At 73.2% G+C, this 16,575-nt stretch carries 12 protein-coding genes and 1 pseudogene; 5 read left to right on the top strand and 8 right to left on the bottom strand.

The window, feature by feature from the left end; translation table 11 throughout:
• Window positions 1–163: 163 nt before the first annotated feature.
• Genes ACFV9H_RS30315 through ACFV9H_RS30325 form a run of 3 tightly spaced genes read right to left on the bottom strand, consistent with a single transcriptional unit; the run spans window position 164 to window position 3,075 of the window.
• Window positions 164–1,420, bottom strand: a complete 1,257-nt coding sequence (locus ACFV9H_RS30315; RefSeq protein ID WP_385404411.1) for a Tm-1-like ATP-binding domain-containing protein — start codon at window positions 1,418–1,420, stop codon at window positions 164–166.
• Between the two features lie 59 nt (window positions 1,421–1,479).
• Window positions 1,480–1,974, bottom strand: a complete 495-nt coding sequence (locus tag ACFV9H_RS30320; RefSeq protein ID WP_385404413.1) for an NUDIX domain-containing protein — start codon at window positions 1,972–1,974, stop codon at window positions 1,480–1,482.
• Between the two features lie 54 nt (window positions 1,975–2,028).
• Entirely contained in the window at window positions 2,029–3,075 is a 1,047-nt protein-coding gene (locus tag ACFV9H_RS30325; protein WP_385404415.1) for a cation diffusion facilitator family transporter, read from the bottom strand.
• Window positions 3,076–3,254: 179 nt separating this feature from the next.
• On the opposite strand from ACFV9H_RS30325, the gene ACFV9H_RS30330 reads away from it, so the two are divergent.
• The 3 genes from ACFV9H_RS30330 to ACFV9H_RS30340 are packed head-to-tail and all read left to right on the top strand — an operon-like array spanning window position 3,255 to window position 7,245.
• A complete protein-coding gene (locus tag ACFV9H_RS30330) occupies window positions 3,255–5,642 on the top strand; it encodes an FHA domain-containing protein (RefSeq protein WP_385404418.1) in 2,388 nt (795 codons plus the stop codon).
• Window positions 5,639–6,271, top strand: coding sequence for a hypothetical protein (locus tag ACFV9H_RS30335; protein ID WP_385404421.1), 633 nt, complete (start codon window positions 5,639–5,641; stop codon window positions 6,269–6,271). The genes ACFV9H_RS30330 and ACFV9H_RS30335 overlap by 4 nt, the downstream gene beginning before the upstream one ends.
• Window positions 6,271–7,245, top strand: a complete 975-nt coding sequence (locus ACFV9H_RS30340; protein WP_385404422.1) for a serine/threonine-protein kinase — start codon at window positions 6,271–6,273, stop codon at window positions 7,243–7,245. The genes ACFV9H_RS30335 and ACFV9H_RS30340 overlap by 1 nt, the downstream gene beginning before the upstream one ends.
• A gap of 29 nt (window positions 7,246–7,274) precedes the next feature.
• Here the strand turns inward: ACFV9H_RS30340 and ACFV9H_RS30345 are convergent, their stop codons facing one another.
• Window positions 7,275–8,525: a streptophobe family protein gene (locus ACFV9H_RS30345; RefSeq protein WP_385404425.1), complete on the bottom strand. Its 1,251-nt coding sequence runs from the start codon at window positions 8,523–8,525 to the stop codon at window positions 7,275–7,277.
• Between the two features lie 184 nt (window positions 8,526–8,709).
• On the opposite strand from ACFV9H_RS30345, the pseudogene ACFV9H_RS30350 reads away from it, so the two are divergent.
• A pseudogene (locus tag ACFV9H_RS30350) lies at window positions 8,710–9,969 on the top strand (DUF6777 domain-containing protein); the annotation flags it as partial.
• Window positions 9,970–10,422: 453 nt separating this feature from the next.
• Here the strand turns inward: ACFV9H_RS30350 and ACFV9H_RS30355 are convergent.
• Together ACFV9H_RS30355 and ACFV9H_RS30360 are read right to left on the bottom strand one after the other, a co-directional pair.
• The gene (locus tag ACFV9H_RS30355; protein WP_385404427.1) at window positions 10,423–11,364 is read right to left on the bottom strand and encodes a C40 family peptidase; all 942 of its coding nucleotides are present in this window, start codon (window positions 11,362–11,364) and stop codon (window positions 10,423–10,425) included.
• A 34-nt stretch (window positions 11,365–11,398) separates the two neighbouring features.
• On the bottom strand, window positions 11,399–12,661 hold the full coding sequence (locus tag ACFV9H_RS30360) for an SPFH domain-containing protein (protein ID WP_385404429.1): 1,263 nt from the start codon (window positions 12,659–12,661) through the stop codon (window positions 11,399–11,401).
• 188 nt (window positions 12,662–12,849) lie between these two features.
• Here ACFV9H_RS30360 and ACFV9H_RS30365 point away from each other — a divergent pair, with 188 nt between their 5' ends.
• Entirely contained in the window at window positions 12,850–14,919 is a 2,070-nt protein-coding gene (locus ACFV9H_RS30365; protein WP_385404431.1) for a SpoIIE family protein phosphatase, read from the top strand.
• 4 nt (window positions 14,920–14,923) lie between these two features.
• Here ACFV9H_RS30365 and ACFV9H_RS30370 read toward each other — a convergent pair whose 3' ends face one another.
• Window positions 14,924–15,790: a DUF4328 domain-containing protein gene (locus tag ACFV9H_RS30370; protein ID WP_385404433.1), complete on the bottom strand. Its 867-nt coding sequence runs from the start codon at window positions 15,788–15,790 to the stop codon at window positions 14,924–14,926.
• A gap of 81 nt (window positions 15,791–15,871) precedes the next feature.
• Entirely contained in the window at window positions 15,872–16,570 is a 699-nt protein-coding gene (locus tag ACFV9H_RS30375; protein ID WP_385404435.1) for an alpha/beta fold hydrolase, read from the bottom strand.
• Between the last annotated feature and the right edge of the window lie 5 nt (window positions 16,571–16,575).

Here is a 16,575-nt window from a genome sequence, read left to right on the forward strand (position 1 = left end):
GGCGGGGCCTCTCCGCTGCCTGGTGTTTCGGGGGGGCCCTCCCTGTTTTTCTTCCCCCCCCCCCCCCCCCGGCGGGGGGGGGGGGGGGGGCGGGGCCCCCCCCCCCCCCCACCCCCCAGGACACGCTTTCCGCCACGGCTGGTTCCCAACCGCGCCGGTCGTCTCAGGCAGCGGCGGACACCGCGCCGATCATGGCGTGCAGCCGGTCCGCCGCCGCCCGTCCGAAGGCCGGGTCGTTGATGTGAGTGTCGTAGTCGTGGAGCCGGGCGGCGCTGCCCAGCAAGCCGTCGCGCAGCGCCGAGAACAGCGCCCGGTCCGCGTCGGGGTCATGGTAGGGCCCGCCGGGCGCACCGAGCGTGGACAGTCCGCGGAGCGGGACGCAGACCTCCGTGGGGCCCGTCGCCGCGCGGAGTTTGGCGGCTACCCGGCGGCCCAGCTCCGCGCACTCGGCCTCGGTCGTCCGGATCACCGTGATGGACGGGTTGTGCACGCGGACCCGGCGGTACCGGACCCGCTCGGGCAGGGTCTCCAGCGGCCCGAACTTGACCATGTCCAGCGCCCCCAGGCTCACCACCTGCGGAATCCCGGCCCTGCCGGCGGCACTGAGCCGGTCGGGACCCGCCGTGAGGATGCCCCCGCACAGGTCGTCGGCGAGCTCGCTGAGGGTCAGGTCGAGGACCCCCGCGAAGACTCCTTGGCCGGCCAGGGTCTCCAGGGTCCGGCCGCCGGCCCCGCTGACGTGGAAGACGAGCACCTCGTAGCCCAGTTCGGTCAGCCGCTCGCGGGCCGCGTCCACGCCGTCCGTCGTCACGCCCGCCATGCTCGCCGCGACCAGCGGACGCGAGCCCTCTCCCAGCCGCGCCGGGCGGCGCAGCTCCAGGGAGGCCCGGGCGAAGGCCTTGGCCATGCCGGCGACGGCCTCCACCGCGTTCGCCAGGACCGGTGCGGAGATGCTGTTGATCCCCGCGATGTCCACCACGCTGTACATCATCGTGATGTCCGCGGACCCGACGTACGGGGAGACGTCCCCGGACGCCATGGACGAGACCATCAGCTTCGGTACGCCCAGCGGCAGCGCGCGCATCGCCCGAGTGGCGATGGAAGTACCGCCGCTGCCGCCGATCGCGAGCACCGCGTGCAGCCGACCCTCGGCGTGCAGGCGTAACAGGGTCGCTTCCGCGCCCCGGGCCATCGTGGTCACGGCCGCGCCCCGGTCGGCGGCCGTGCGCAGTTCGGACAGTTCCGCTCCCGCGGCCCGGGCCACCGCTTCGCGCGGCACGTCCGCGGGCACCCGGGGTTCACCCATGATTCCTGTATCGACCAGTACCACCTCGACGCCGGTGCGCAGCAGCCTCTCGCGCAGCCAGCCGTACTCCACACCCTTGGTGTCCAGGGTTCCCACCAGCACGACGTTCGTCATATGTGCAATGTCCATGCAGGTGGGGTTTGTTGGCAAGTAAAGGTCGGGTCAATGTCCGATCAATCCTCCAATAGGGTCAACAGTCGCTCCAGAAAGGGAATCTGCGCGGGGATCAGCTGTCGGCGGGCCGCCGGTGGAGCGAACCACGCCACCCGCTCCAGCTCGGGGAACTCCTGCACGGTCCCCGAGTGCGGCGGCCACTCCATGGAGAAGGTTCCCGGCACCATCAGCGCCGGGTCGAGGTCCGCCTCCACCGCCCAGATGGTCACCAGCTTCCCGCTGCTCAGCCGTACGTCGCCCAGCGGCAGGTACTCGCCGTCCGGCGGGGGCAGCCCGAGCTCCTCGGTGAACTCCCTGCGGGCCGCGTTCCGCGGCGTCTCGTCCGGTTCGTACTCGCCCTTCGGGATCGCCCAGCCCCCGGCGTCCCGCCCGGACCACAGCGGGCCGCCCATGCGGCCGAGCAGGACCTCGATGCCGTGGTCCGCCGGGGGGCCCGCCGCCCCGCCCGTGCGGCGGAAGAGGAGCAGCCCGGCACTGCGCTTCTTGTGGCTCATGGCCACATGTATGCCCCGCCGGGCGCGAACCCAGTGGTCGTCCCGGCGGTCGTCTCAGTGGTCGTGCGGGCCCTGCCGGTGGACGGGCCCGTGCGCGTCCGCGCAGTGCGGGTCTTCGGGGTCCGCGCCCGCGCGGCCCACCGTGAGGAGGGAGTCCTGCGCGTGGTCCACCTGGAGCGTGGTGTGCGTGATCCCGTACTCCTTGGCCAGCAGTCGCTCCAGGTCCCGGCGGACGGCGTGGCAGTCGCCCGCCGGCTCCACGAGCACGTGCGCCGACAGGGCCGCCTGGCCGGAGGTGATGGTCCAGATGTGCAGGTCGTGCACCTCGGTGACGGGCGGCTGCCCGACGAGCCGGTCGCCGACCGCGTCCGGGTCCACATGGGCCGGGGCGGCCTCCAGGAAGATCCGACCGGACTCGCGGACCAGCCCGTAGCCCGCCTTGACCATCAGCACCACCACCACGAGGGTGGCGATCGCGTCGGCCTGCCGGAAGCCGGTGGTCAGCACGATCACACCGGCGACGGCGGTCCCGATGAAGGCGAAGAGGTCGTTCAGGATGTGCTGGTAGGCGCCCTCGACGGCGAGGGAGGAACGGTTCGCCCGGGAGATGCACCAGGCCGCCGCCACATTGACGACGATGCCCGCGAGCGCCGTCACCAGGACCAGACCGCCCTCCACCGGCGGCGGGTCCATCAGGCGCCGCACCGCCTCGTACGCCAGCCAGACCGCCAGCAGCAGCAGGGTCAGGCCGTTGGCCTGGGCGGAGAGTATCTCCGCGCGCTTGAGGCCGTACGTGAATCCGCCGCGGGCGGGCCGGGCGGCCAGCCGCATCGCGATGAGTGCGAGCACGATCGAGACGGCGTCCGTCAGCATGTGGGCCGCGTCGGAGATCAGGGCCAGCGAATGGGCCATGACACCGATGACCACCTCGACGGCCATGAACGTGCCGATCAGGCCGAGCGCGATCGCCAGCCACCGGCGGTCGGCGTCCGCGGACACCCCGTGGCTGTGGCCGCCGGGCCCGTGGCCGTGGCCGTGGCCGTGATCATGCCCGCTCTTGTGATCGTGGTCGTGGTCGTGAGCCTGGTCGAGCCCAGACATGGCGTCCCCCGTCTCCATCGCACACCCGTGTGTTCGGGTCCGTCGCGTGAAGTGAAGCGCACCCGGACGAGATGGGCAAAGGCTGCAACGGGGACCGTTGTCATTACCCATAAGAGGCCTCTGACCTGCGGTGATGCCGCGCCGCTGCCGCGCCGGTCCGATCGTGGGAAAATCTGCTCATGGTCCAGCGCCCCGGTGTGCCGACCGCGCCCGAGCTCGTTCTGGAAACCGACCGCGGCTCCACTCGGATGAGCCCCGGCCGGACTTATCACGTGGGCAGAGACCCCCTCTGCGAGATCTGCCTCGACGACGCCCGCGTCTCCTGGCACCACGCGATCCTGCGCCCCGAAGGGGACCACTGGACGATCGAGGACGAGGACAGCACCAACGGGACCTGGGTCGACGGCCACCGCGTCCAGGAGTGGAGCGTCGGCGTCGGTACCGAGCTCCGCTTCGGCAGCGTCGAGGACGGTCCCCGCGCCGTCGTCGTCGGCCGGGCGCCCTCGGTCGCCCCCGGCGACGCCCGGCCGTCCCGCGTCTCCAACCCCGGCATGACCGGCACCTTCCGGCAGCCGACCACCGTCCGCCCGCTGGCCCCCCGTACGGCGGTGCGCATCGGCCGTGCCCCCGACAGCGACCTCGTCATCGACGATCTCGTCGTCTCCCGCCGGCACGCCGAACTGCGCTCCCTGGCGGACGGCAGCTACGAGATCGCCGACCTCGGCAGCCACAACGGCACCTACCTCAACGGAGCCCGCATCGACGGGACCGCCCGCCTCACCGAGGGCGACATCGTCGGCATCGGCCACACCGCCTTCTGCCTCGTCGGCGACCAGCTCCAGGAGTACGTGGACACGGGTGAGGTCTCCCTCGACGTCCAGGACCTCAACGTCACCGTCGACCGCGGCCGCAAGACCCTCATGGACGGCGTGTCCTTCCCCGTGGGCGCCAAGTGCCTGCTCGCCGTCGTCGGCCCCAGCGGCGCCGGCAAGTCCACCCTGCTCGGCGCGCTCACCGGCCTGCGCCCCGCCGACAACGGCACCGTCCTCTACGACGGCCGCGACCTCTACCGCGACTACGCCGAACTGCGCAGCCGCATCGGACTCGTCCCCCAGGACGACATCCTGCACGCCCAGCTCACCGTCCGCCGCGCCCTCGTGTACGCCGCCGAGCTGCGCTTCCCGCAGGACACGGCCAAGGCGGAACGCGAGGCCCGCGTCGACGAGGTGATCCGCGAACTCGGCCTCGTCCAACGGGCCGACCAGCCCATCCACAGCCTCTCCGGCGGCCAGCGCAAACGCGTCTCCGTCGCCCTGGAACTGCTGACGAAGCCCTCCCTGCTCTTCCTCGACGAACCCACCTCCGGTCTCGACCCCGGCATGGACCGCTCGGTGATGCACATGCTGCGCGGCCTCGCCGACGACGGCCGCACCGTCATCGTGGTCACCCACAGCGTGCTCAGCCTCGACGTCTGCGACCGGCTGCTGTTCCTCGCGCCCGGAGGACGCGTCGCCTACTTCGGCCCGCCCCAAGATGCCCTCTCCTTCTTCGGCTTCGAAGAGTGGCCGGAGGCGTTCGAAGCGTTCGAGACCCAGCAGGACCGCGACTGGGCGGGGGCCTATCGGGCCTCGCCGGCCCACCGCCGCTACGTCGACGTCACCGCCCGCCTGCCCCGACCCGCAGCAGCCGTCGCAGATGTCGCGGAGCCCGGCCGAGCCGCGCCCCTGCCACCGCCGAAGGCGCAGAGCTGGGGCTCCCAGCTCTCCACCCTGATCCGCCGGTACGCCGCCGTGCTCAGCGCCGACCGCACCTTCCTCGTCATCATGGTCGCGCTGCCGTTCATGATGGGGGCCATGGCCCGTGCCCTCGCCGGGAACACCCTCACCGCCGAGACGGCACTGAACGCCCTGCTCATCCTGACCATCGGCGGCGTGCTCACCGGCGCCGCCAACGCGGTCCGCGAACTCGTCAAGGAACGCGTGATCTACCAGCGGGAACGCGCCGTCGGACTGTCCCGCTCCGCCTACCTGATGTCCAAGGTGGTGGTGCTCGGCGCGATCACGATCGGCCAGGCGGTGGTGCTGACCCTCGTGGCCCTCGGCGGAGTGAAGCTCAACGCCCCGAACGGCAGGGGCGTCGTCATGCCACCGCTCATCGAGATCACCCTCGCCGTCGCCCTGCTGTCCTTCACCGCGATGATGCTCGGACTGCTCATCTCCGCCCTGGTCCGCAAGGAGGAGGTCACCATGCCGCTGCTGGTCCTCCTCGCCATCGTCCAGGTCGTCTTCTGCGGCACCCTGCTGAAGCTCTACGACGTCGCCGTCCTCGAACAGGTGGCGTGGCTCGCGCCGGCCCGGTGGGCGATGGGCGCGATGGGCGGCACCATCGCGCTCGGCGCGATCGTCCCCGGCAGACTCACCCAGGACCCGATCTTCGACCACGAGACCGGCGTGTGGCTGCTCAGCATCTGCATGCTGCCCGTCCTGTCCGTGATCTTCGGCCTCCTGGTGTCCCGGCTGCTGCGCAAGCACGAGCCGGCCGTCATGCGGAAGCAGCCGCGGCGATGACCTTCCCCGACGCGGTCGAAGACTTCCACCCCACCCACGTGGTCCCGCAGGACGGGATGCCCGCCTGGGAGTTCCCCGACGCGTCCCGGCCGACGGTCCCCCTGGACCCCTTCCTGCCCGTGCAACTGCTGTCCCGGCGCGGGGACTGGAGCGAGGTCCTCTGCGCCAACGGCTGGTCCGCGTGGGTGGACGGCCGGCTCCTGGTCGTCGTACCGCAACCGCCGCCCACGGCCGACGGGAAGCAGCCGGCCCGCGGCGAGGACCCCAGGCCCCTGCTCGCGCGCAGCACCCAGACCGTGGAGCGCTACCGGCGGGCCGTCGAGGAGCTCGGGTCGGGGCGGACGGACGCCGAGGCCTTCCGGCGCTCCGTACGGGGCCTGCGCGCCGGGATCGTGCTCGACGGGGAGTCGGTGTGGCTCTACGACGAGGCGGCCGGCCGGTGGCTGTACGGCGACGGGAACCACCTGAGCACCTACGCGGTCGCCGCGGGCCCGGGAGCCTCGCCCGACGCGGAGACCGACCCGGTCGGGGTCCAGCTCGACGTCCTGCCCGACGGCGCCGACGTACCGCCCGCCGGACCGGTGGGGCACGCCCCGACGCAGATCGTGGACGATCCGGGGACCAAGTGATGGGGGAGCCCGCCGGCGCCGAACCGTCCTCCGATCGCCCCTCCGACCTGCGGGGGAGACAGATCGCCGGGTACCTGGTGGAGAGCGAGATCGGGCGCGGCGGCATGGCGGTGGTCTACCGGGCCCGGGACCTGCGGCTCGACCGGACGGTGGCACTCAAACTGTTGGCGCCCCAGCTGGCCCGCAACGACACCTTCCGGCAGCGGTTCGTCCACGAGTCGAAGGTGGCCGCGGCCATCGACCATCCGCACATCGTGCCCGTGTTCGAGGCGGGGGAGACGGAAGGGCTGCTGTACATCGCCATGCGTTACGTGGCCGGGCAGGACCTGCGGGCGATGCTCGACCGGACGGGTCCGCTGTCGGTGGAGACGGCCGCGCGGATCGCGGGGCAGGTGGCCTCGGCGCTGGACGCGGCGCACGACCACGGTCTGGTGCACCGGGACGTGAAGCCGGGCAACATCCTGGTTGCGCGGGGCACGGACAGCGAGCACCCGGAACACGTGTACCTCACGGACTTCGGGCTGACGAAGAAGTCCCTCTCGCTGACCGGCTTCACGACGGCCGGGCAGTTCGTCGGCACCCTGGACTACGTGGCCCCGGAACAGATCTGGGGGAAGCCGGTGGACGGCCGGTGCGACGTCTACAGCCTGGGCTGCGTCGTCTACGAGACCCTGGCGGGCGCGCCGCCGTTCCAGCGCGACGACGACATGGCCCTGCTCTGGGCCCACCAGTACGATCCGCCGCCCGCGTTGAGCTCCCGCCGGCCGGGCCTGCCCGCCGCGGTGGACGAGGTGCTGGCGAAGGCCCTCGCGAAGTCGCCGGAGGACCGCTGGGACACCTGCCTGGAGTTCACCGGCGCCCTGCGTCACGCGGACGCCACCGCACCGAAGCGGGCGTCCGGCGGACCGGCAACCCCTGCCGCACTGCCCCCGCCACCGCGCTGGGCCCTACCGGTGTTCCGCAGGGCGACCTGACCCACCTGACCCATGAGCAAGCAGAGGGGTCACCGCCCCACTGTCGCCGCCGGTTCGTCCACGCGGCCGGGACGGTACAGAGGGCGGGCCAGGAAGCCGCCCAGGAAGCCGGCCACCGCCCCCCAGAGGAGGGCGAGGCCGACCGTACGCCACAGCACCGCGGCGAGATCGACCGTGCCGCCCAGGCCCCCGCCCACGTCGCCGATGCCCAGGAGCGAGAGCCCGAACCGGGCCTGGATCCGGGCCAGCAGGCAGACCGTCAGGGTCGCGAGGGCCAGCGCCACGCCCAGGTGCAGCGCGTGCTGCCAGGGACGTACGTGCGCGGGGGAGCGTACGGCCGTCAGAACGCCGGCGCCGAGCAGCAGGACGGCGGCCACCGCCACCAGCCACCACGCCCGGGCGTCCCGCTCGGCGAGCGAGGCCACGTCGATCGTGGAGAGGTCCGGGCCGCGCAGGACCTGGTCCAGAAGCTGCGGCATCGGCAGACCGAACGGGCCCTCGACCTTGCCCTCCCACGCGCCGCCGAAGCCCAGGGTGAGCGCGAGCCAGGCCAGGTTGGGCAGCCCGAGCAGGAGAACGGCGAAGGTCCGCGCGGCATGGCCCTGGGTGACCGCCACCACGATGCCGACACCGATGCCGATCACCACGTACGCGAGGAGCAACGCGACGGTGGCGAAGGCGGCCGGGCGCAACGCCGTGTGGAAGCGGACCAGGCGGGCTGGGAGCGGTGCGCGGCGCGAGACCAGCAGGGCGACCAGCAACAGGCCCAGGATCCACAGCAGTCCGAAGAGGAGCGTGGCGGCCACGTCACCCTCGAAGCCCACCGTCGGGGAGGCGTCGAGGAGTTCACCGAGCTCCCCGAGGGGGTTGTCCCCGGTGGAGATGGCGAACGTCTGGCGGGCGAGCAGCGTCACGCCCGTGAGCGTGAGGAGCCAGAGCACCACCAACGGGACGGCCCGGCCCAGGAGTTCGCGCGGCCGCGCCACCGCCCGGTTGTGCAGGGGGCGCAGGAAGCAGAAGCCGGCCGTGAGGGCGCCGGCCAGGCTCACCGAGAGCGGGAGCACGGACAGGCTCGCGTCCGCGCCCGCCAGGAACCCCGCCCCGCCCGTCACCTCGACGGAACCGCCGGCCGCCATCACCACCACCGCGGCGACGACCCGGGGGAACGCGCCGCCCGGCAGATCGCCCGCACCGGCACAGGCCAGCCCGGCCGCGGCGACGGCGGCCATCACCGCGAAGGCCGCCAGGACGGCCACGAAGGCGTCGCGCAGTGCCCCCACGGAGCTCCCCGGCGACGGTGATCTCGACGTATGGCTCACCCTGCCACCGTAGGCAGCCTCGGCTTGCGGGCACCACCTGAACGGCGCACACAATGGTCCGGCAGGGAATTCCTCCTCCTGGGAAGAAGAGCCCGTGACCACGCAACCTTCCGGCCAGCAGCCGCCGTCACCAGAGCGTCCCTCGGTGCCGCCGTCCGGCCGCCCCACGGGGCCGCCGTCCGGCCCGCTTTCGGGCGGGCAGCAGGGCACCCCGCCGCCCCCTCCGCCGTCCGCGCCGCCGGGCGGCCCGGGCGCACCCGGTGGCCCGGGTGGCCCCGGTGACCAGCCGAAGGGCCCGTGGTGGCGATCCGTACCCCGGCTCGCCACCGCGCTCGTCGCCGTGGCGGCCGCCGTGGCCCTGGCCGTGGTCCTGACCAGGCCCAGCGGCACCACCAACCAGGCCGACCGCGAGGTGTTCCTCCAGCCCGTCGCCGCCTCCGGCCCCGACCCGTTCACCGAGTCGACCGCCGCGAAGGACGCCACGGCGCCTCCGGAGAGCCCCCCGCCGTCCCCGGAGCGCACCTCGGCCACGGCGACGACGACGGGGACCCCGAGCGTCAACGGCTCCGCGCCGGGCGTCTACGGGGGCACCAACAACGTCGCCAGCTGTGACGTGGAGAAGCAGATCAAGCTGCTGTCGGCGGAGCCCGCCAAGAACAGCGCCTTCGCCTCGGCCCTGGGCATCCAGCCGGCGGCCGTCCCCACGTACCTCCGCTCGCTCACCCCGGTGCAGCTGCGGCTGGACACCCGGGTCACGAACCACGGCTACCGCGACGGCCGGGCCACCAGCTACCAGGCCGTGCTCCAGGCCGGGACGGCCGTGCTGGTCGACGACCGCGGGGTGCCGCGGGTGCGCTGCGCCTGCGGGAACCCGCTGGGGCCGCCGGTGGCGCTGCAGGCCAACCCGAAGCGCTACGGACAGGTGTGGAACTCGTACCAGCCGGCGCGGGTCGTGGTCATCGCACCGTCGGTGACCGTCGTGAACAAGTTCGTGATCTACGACCAAAGCAACCGGCGCTGGTACGAGCGCGACCGCGGCGACCACCACGGCAAGCGCGACAGGCGTGTCCCGCCGCCGGTGAACCCGACGCCGATCTTCACTCAGACCAAGCCGCCCCCGACGTCGACGCTGAATCCGCGTACGCCGACCTCGACCGTTTCCCCGACATCGCCGACCTCGACCGTCTCGCCGACGTCGCCGACCCCGTCGGTCTCCCCGTCGGGAACCGAGTCGCCCTCGAAGTCGCCCTCGAAGTCGCCTTCCGAGTCGCCGTCGCAATCCCCGTCGGTGTCCCCGACCGCGTGCCCGTCGGGCGCGCTCACCGAGCCCTGCGGGCCGGTTCCCTCGGTGTCCGGGACGGCCGAGGAATCGAAGAGGGCGGAGACGATCTCCCCGTCGGTGTCCGCGACCCCGTGTCCGTCGGGCGCGCTCACCGAGCCCTGCGCGCCGGCCCGGTCCCCGTCGGTGACGCCGAAGGAGTCCGCGACGGAGCGCTCGGTGCCGCCGACCACGCGGAGCCCGGCGGAACCAGGAACTCCGGCGCCGCCGACATCGGCGAAGCCGGAGCCCGAACCCCTGATCACGGCGCGGCCTGAACTCCCGACGCCGGTGCCCCCGCGGCCGTCACCGACCCCGCCCCCGCGGCCGTCCCCGAGCCCGCCTCCTCCGCCGTCACCGCAGGTCCGTCCCACTGAGGGCAGTGACGGAGGCGCCGGAAACGACACCGGAAACAACGACGGAAACAACGACGGAAACAACAACCGAAACAACAACCGAAACAACAACGGCACGCAGCGTTAGCCGATCGGTCCCGGTCGTGGCGGGTGAGCGGATCACCCGCCACGACCGGCGTCGTGCCTAGCGGACCCGGCCGTACATGTTCGGGTTGTAGGCGCTGAAGCTGGAGACCCGGACGTTCTTGCCCGGGCGCGGGGCCTCCAGGTACTGGCCGTTGCCCAGGTAGATCGCCACGTGGTGGATCCCGGACGTCGAGCCGTTCGAGGACCAGAAGACCAGGTCGCCGCGGCGCAGTTCGGAGCGGGAGATCGGGGTGGTGGCCCGGTACTGGTCGTCGGCCACGCGGGGCAGGGAGATCCCGGCGCTGCGGTAGGCGGCCTGGACCAGGCCGGAGCAGTCCCAGCCGTGGGGGCCGTTGCCGCCCCAGACGTACGGGTCGCCGAGGTGGCTGTTGGCGAAGGCGATGGCGCCCTCGGTGCCCTGCCGCACCGGGGTTCCGGAGCCCGCGGAGCCGGAGGATCCGGAAGAGCCCGAGGAACCGGAGGAGCCGGAGGGGCCGGAGCCGCCGCCCGTGCCGCTCGAACGGCCGGCGTTGCGCTCGTACTTGTCCCGGTGACTGGTCCAGCGCCACCAGCCCGTCGCGTCCTTGTACCAGTACACGCGGTCTGAGGCGTCCCAGCCCGCGCGGCCGCGGAAGGTCGGCTCGGAGGTCCGCACCGTCGACGCCGAACCGGTCGAGGCCTTGGAGCCCTGGGCCGAGGAGCCCGAGCGGCCGGTCTTCGCCAGGTACTTGTCGTAGTGCGAGGTCCAGCGCCACCAGCCGGTCTCGTCCTTGTACCAGTACTTCGAGCCGTCCCAGCCCGCGTGGGACGGGGCCGGCTCGGCGGACGCGGTGCCCGCGCCGGCGCCCATCAGCAAGGTGGCGCCGACGGCGGCGACCACGGCTCCGCGCACGGTGCAGCGGCGCCGGGCGGCCGAGGCCGTGAGCGCCGCCGTACCCCGGGCGCAGCCGGTGCAGTCACAGCTGTCTGGTATTTCTTCGGTGAATTCGGGCGTGCGCATGCATGATTCCTTTTCCATCGGGGGTGTGGTGTTTTCAGCGGGCGTCGGCGGCAGGGCCGCGCGCTGTGTAGAAGGCCACGGTCAAGTCCTTGACCAGGGCCTTGCGTTCGTAGTCGTCCAGGCCGACGAGCCCGCGGTCGGACATCCGGTGGACGGTGTCGTCGACCGCGTCGAGGACGGACGTGAGGACGGAGTCGCGGTGGCGGGCGTCGATCGCCGCGATCCGGCGGCGCTGCATCGCGGCCGCGACCTCCGGGGCGTACTCGACCTGCAACGGCCGGGCGGAGAACACCTCGATGCCGACGGCCCGGCATTCGGCGGCGAGCAGCCGGGTCAGCTCCTCGCCGACGGCCTCGGTGTCGCGCAGCGTCTCCGGTTCTGCGCCGTCCGGCGGCCGGAAGGAGTCGGCCGGCATCCGAGAGAGCACCCGGGCGGTCGTGGACTCCACCTGTCCGCGCAGGTAGGAGGCATGGTCGTCGACGGCGAGCAGCGCGCGGGCGGTGTCCTTGACCCGCCAGACGACGAGTACGACGGAGCGCAGCGCGGTGCCTTCGGCGTCGACGACGGACAGCGGCTCGCTGCGCCAGTGCCGCAGTCGTACGTCGACCCGCGCGTGCCGCGGCAGCGGGTTGGACCAGATCAGTCCGGTGCGGCGGATCGTGCCGCGGTACCGGCCGAAGAGGGTCAGGGCCCACGCGTGGCCGCTGCGGCCGCGGCGCAGGCCGCCGAGGGCGAGGAGCGCGACGGCGGCGCAGCCGACGAGGGCGGCGAGTGGCCAGGCCTCGGAGGGCGTGGTGGTGAGGCGGAGGTCCTCGTGGCGCGCCAGGGCGGCGGCGCCGACCCCGGCGAGAAGCGCGGCCGCCAGGGCCCACCAGCCCGAACAGGCCCGGGCGGGGCTCTCGGCGAGTTCGGGGTCGAGAACGGGCGGCAGGGTCCGCGTGCGGGCCGGGGGCGGGGCGACGGCGACGGGGCGGGCGGGGGAGGCGGGGGACGTCGCGGAGTTCGGGAGGGTCGGGCCGGGGCGGGGTATCGCGCCGCCGGCGGCGGGCTGCCGGAGGGTGTCCGGGCCGTCGCGTTCGCCGTCGGCGGGTGTCGGCTGCTCGTCGCGGAACAGGGGGGCCAGGACGACGGGGTCCCGATAGGGCCGGACGACCACACCGCGCGAGGCGGCGAGTGCGACGGGTATCCGCCCGGGCTCCCCACCCTCTTCGGCGGCGACCGCGCTCTTCCTCCTGGTCCTCCCCTCGCTCTCCACGTCCTCGCCCGGGTCTCCGGTCGTCTTCGGCGCTTGCGACAAGCCACACCCCACACAGCCATGGACCCCAACGGCCCCGTGTCGGTGGACCGTTGACGCCGCAATAGATGATCAAGAACGGATTGATCTTCGCGGAATCGTACAAGCGAGACATACGGGAAAGGTCCCGACAGGCCGGGACTTTGGTCCTTTTTCCTGCCGATGTGACCGGAGGGTGAGACCCTGGCTGCATGGCCCAGAGGGGAAAGGACCCCGAGGTCGACTGGCCCGCGCGGCCGGACACGAGCCTTGCGCTCAACCGCATGGGCACGTTCGACTGGGACCTCGACAGCGGTCGGATGCACCTCGATCCCACCGCTCTGGAGGTCCTCGACCTGCGCCCGGACGAGTTCACCGGGACCCCCGCCGGACTGCGGTCGCGCATCCTGCCGGCCGAGGAGGCCCGGCTCGACGCCCGCGTCGCGCAGGCGCTCAAGGACGGACGCAGCCACTACGGGGCGTACGTGCGCAGCCGCCGCCGCGACGGATCACCGGCCTGGACCCACATCCAGGGGCACATCCTGCGGGAGCCCGACGGCCGTCCGTACCGGATCATCGGGATCCTCCGCGACGCCGCGCACGACCCCGGCGAGCCCGGCGCCGGCGGGGACCAGGTCGAGGGCCGGCGCCGCATGACCGGGGTCGTCGAGCGGACCACCGCGATCCTTGCCCACGCCCGCACCGTCAACGACGTGACCGACGTCCTCAAGGACCCCGAGGCCCTCGGGCACCTCGGCGCGGTCAGCGTGATGCTGGGCGTCGTCGACGGCGGCCGCATCCACCTGGTCGCGGAGGGGCAGCTGGGCTCGTACGTGCCCGAGATCGAGTACACGCGGATCGACGCGCGGTTCCCGATGAGCGAGGCCGTTCGCACCATGCAGCCGGTCTACCTGGGCGCGCGGGAGGAGTTCCGGCGGCGCTACCCGCTGCTGTGGCCGTACATCGAGCCGCTGTCCGTGCGCAGCGGGGTCTACCTGCCGCTGATCGCCCAGGGCCGGGTCATCGGCGCGCTCGGGCTGCTCTACCAACGCGAGGGCGAGTTCACCGCCGAGGAGCGGAACCTGCTCATGGCACTCGGCAGCGGGATCGCACAGAGCCTCCAGCGGGCCATGTTGTTCGAGCAGGAGCACGACCTGGCGGAGGGGCTCCAGCGCGCCATGCTGCCCCGCCGGATCCCCGAGGTGCCGGGCGCGCTGATCGCCGTGCGGTACCGGTCCGCGCGGATGGGCCGGGACATCGGCGGCGACTGGTACGACGTGATCCCGCTCGGCGGGGGCCGGGTCGGGGTGATGATCGGCGACGTGGAGGGGCACGACACGGACGCCGCCGCCGTCATGGGCCAGCTGCGGATCGTGCTGCGCGCGTACATCGTCGAGGGGCACACCCCGGGCACGGCGATGGCCCGCGCCTCGGCCTTCCTGCGCGAGCTGGCCACGGAACGCTTCGCCACCTGCACGTACGCCGAGGTGGACCTCACCACGGGCATGCTCCGGATGGTCCGCGCCGGCCACCTCGACCCGGTCGTCCGGCGCGGCGACGGCAGCTGCCACCGCGTCCAGGTGGCGGGCGGCCTGCCGCTGGGCCTACCCCCGCGCGAGGAGCAGGGGAGCGGCTGCGGCTACCCCGTCACCAGCCTCGAACTGCACCCGGGCGACACCCTGCTGCTGTGCACGGACGGTCTGATCGAACGGCCCGGCGCGGACCACGACGCCGGGATGCGGGAACTCATGGCGGCGGTCCACAGCGGCCCCGTGGACGTCGAGGAACTCGCCGACGTCCTGTGCGACCTGGTCGGGGACTCGGGCGGCGGGGACGACATGGCCCTGCTCCTGCTGCGCCGCCGCGGCACGCCCCCGGCGCGCGGCGGCGGCCCGCTGAGCCACCGGCTGGAACCGGGCGACACGGAGGCCCCGGCGATGGCCCGGCACCTGATCCGGGCGGCGGTGGCCGCGTGGGGCGCGGGGGACCGGGCCGACGCGATCGAGCTGGCCGCGGACGAGCTGATGACCAACGCCCTGGTCCACACGGACGGCGGCGGCCACGTCAGCATGCGGCTCACGGCGGACGGCCGGATCCGGATCGAGGTCGAGGACTCCAGCAGCGCCTTGCCGAGGCGACGCGAGGCGGGGGACTGGGCGGTGTCCGGGCGCGGCCTGATGCTGGTGGACCTGCTCTCGGACCAGTGGGGCGTGGAGCCCCGGGGCGGCGGGAAGTGCGTCTGGTGCGAGTTCGCCGTGGTCGCCCCGGAGCCTGCCGGGTGAGGGATCAGACCGCGGCGTACGGGCCCTGGGTGGCCTTGGTGTTCTGCAGGGCGGTGAGCTTGCGGACGAAGACGACGGCGAGCACGGCGGCGGCGACCAGGAGCAGGTCGGAGACGATGCCGACCGCCGAAGCGGATCGCAGGGCCTCGGGGGTCTCGGCACGCTTGTACATCTGGCTGAACACGCGGTCGGCGATCGCCGCGACGACCCACACCGACCACCAGGCCGTGAGCGGTGCGGTCGAGACGTGGCGGTGGGAACCGTCGGGCCCCAGCTGGGTGCTGGCGGCCCAGATCTGCCGTGCCGTACGGAAGGGGAGGAACAGGTTGCCGAAGGGGATGAACCAGCCGCCGATGGCCCAGCCGCGCGTCTGCGAGAAGGCGTCGGGGCGGAAGATCCCGCCGTTGACGCGCACGCGGTAGAACCAGGTGATGAAGACGGCCGCCGTGCCGAGCACGGTCAGCACCTGCAGGACCCCGGCCAGGCCCGTCATGATGTCCGACAGGTCCAGCGAGCTGTCCGCGACCTTGTCCGGGTCCTCGACGAGGTCGTTCGTCAGGGACCAGGCGAACAGGTTGGCGCCGGCCGAGAAGAGGTTGACGGCGGCGGCGACCGAGAGCAGGACCGTCAGCGCGGTGGCGAGCCCCTGGGGCGAACGCAGGACGTCCACGAGCTGCGGCGGCGGGCCGGGGTACGGGCCCTGGCCGGGGTACGGGCCCTGGCCCGGGTACGGCTGACCCGGGTAGGGCCCGCTGGGGTGCGGCTGACCCGCGTAGGGCTGACCCGCGTAGGGCCGGCCCGGATACGGGGCCCCGGCGTACGGAGACGGGCCGGGCTGGGGCGGCGGTGAGCCGGGTGAGCCGAAGGACATGATGGTGTACCCCCCACGGGAACGTGTGACATGCGGATGGTGCCTGCGGACGGGCGCAGGCTCCGCTGACCCTACGACAGGCTACGAGCCGGCCGCTTCCAGGATGATCTCCGCCGGCTCCGCCGGTCGGGAGAACATCGGCCAGTGGCCGGTGTCCGGCTCGACCAGCCGCCGGCGTTCGCCGGTCAGCAGCTTCGCCACGTCGGGGTTCGGCTCGGCCCCGTCGAGCAGGCACTTGACGTACGTCGCCGGGAGTTCGCCGAGCGGGCGGGCCGGCACGGCCGGTTCGGTCAGGGTCGCCCCCGGGTGCGGGGTCGACCCCGCCACGATCCGGGCCGTCTGCACGGCGTCGAGGTCCTGGCCCTCGTACTCGGGCGCGGTCCGCGGCGCCCAGAATCCGCCGTTCGCGGAGATCGAGGCCTCCACCATCGCCCGGCCGTCGGGCCGGCCGGAGACGAACGACTCGCCGTCCGCCGGGACGTTGGCGTCGACGAAGACCACGCGGGCCAGTCGGTCCCCGATCCGCTCGGCCGCCTGGCCGACCGGTATGCCCGCGCAGCTGTGCCCCACGAGCACGACCTCACGCAGGTCGAGGCGCTCGACCTCGTCCACGATGTCCCGGACGTGGGTCTCTTGTCCGGCCGGTGTCCCCCGCTTCTCGGCGAGGCCGGACAGCGTCACGGCATGGACGCCGTGCCCTGCCGCGCGCAGGCTCGGCGCCACGTCGTCCCACGCCCAGGATCCGAGCCGGACGCCCGCCACCAGTACGAATTCAGTCATGGTCC

Origin of the sequence: Streptomyces sp. NPDC059874 (genome assembly GCF_042731135.1) — a bacterium.
In the GTDB taxonomy this organism is placed as follows: domain Bacteria; phylum Actinomycetota; class Actinomycetes; order Streptomycetales; family Streptomycetaceae; genus Streptomyces.

Bases quoted from the DNA above. Each gene is read 5' to 3' on its own strand.
- ACFV9H_RS30315 (WP_385404411.1), bottom strand. From the start codon at position 1,420: ATGACGAACGTCGTGCTGGTGGGAACCCTGGACACCAAGGGTGTGGAG.
- ACFV9H_RS30320 (WP_385404413.1), bottom strand. From the start codon at position 1,974: ATGAGCCACAAGAAGCGCAGTGCCGGGCTGCTCCTCTTCCGCCGCACG.
- ACFV9H_RS30325 (WP_385404415.1), bottom strand. From the start codon at position 3,075: ATGTCTGGGCTCGACCAGGCTCACGACCACGACCACGATCACAAGAGC.
- ACFV9H_RS30330 (WP_385404418.1), top strand. From the start codon at position 3,255: ATGGTCCAGCGCCCCGGTGTGCCGACCGCGCCCGAGCTCGTTCTGGAA.
- ACFV9H_RS30335 (WP_385404421.1), top strand. From the start codon at position 5,639: ATGACCTTCCCCGACGCGGTCGAAGACTTCCACCCCACCCACGTGGTC.
- ACFV9H_RS30340 (WP_385404422.1), top strand. From the start codon at position 6,271: ATGGGGGAGCCCGCCGGCGCCGAACCGTCCTCCGATCGCCCCTCCGAC.
- ACFV9H_RS30355 (WP_385404427.1), bottom strand. From the start codon at position 11,364: ATGCGCACGCCCGAATTCACCGAAGAAATACCAGACAGCTGTGACTGC.
- ACFV9H_RS30365 (WP_385404431.1), top strand. From the start codon at position 12,850: ATGGCCCAGAGGGGAAAGGACCCCGAGGTCGACTGGCCCGCGCGGCCG.
- ACFV9H_RS30370 (WP_385404433.1), bottom strand. From the start codon at position 15,790: ATGTCCTTCGGCTCACCCGGCTCACCGCCGCCCCAGCCCGGCCCGTCT.
- ACFV9H_RS30375 (WP_385404435.1), bottom strand. From the start codon at position 16,570: ATGACTGAATTCGTACTGGTGGCGGGCGTCCGGCTCGGATCCTGGGCG.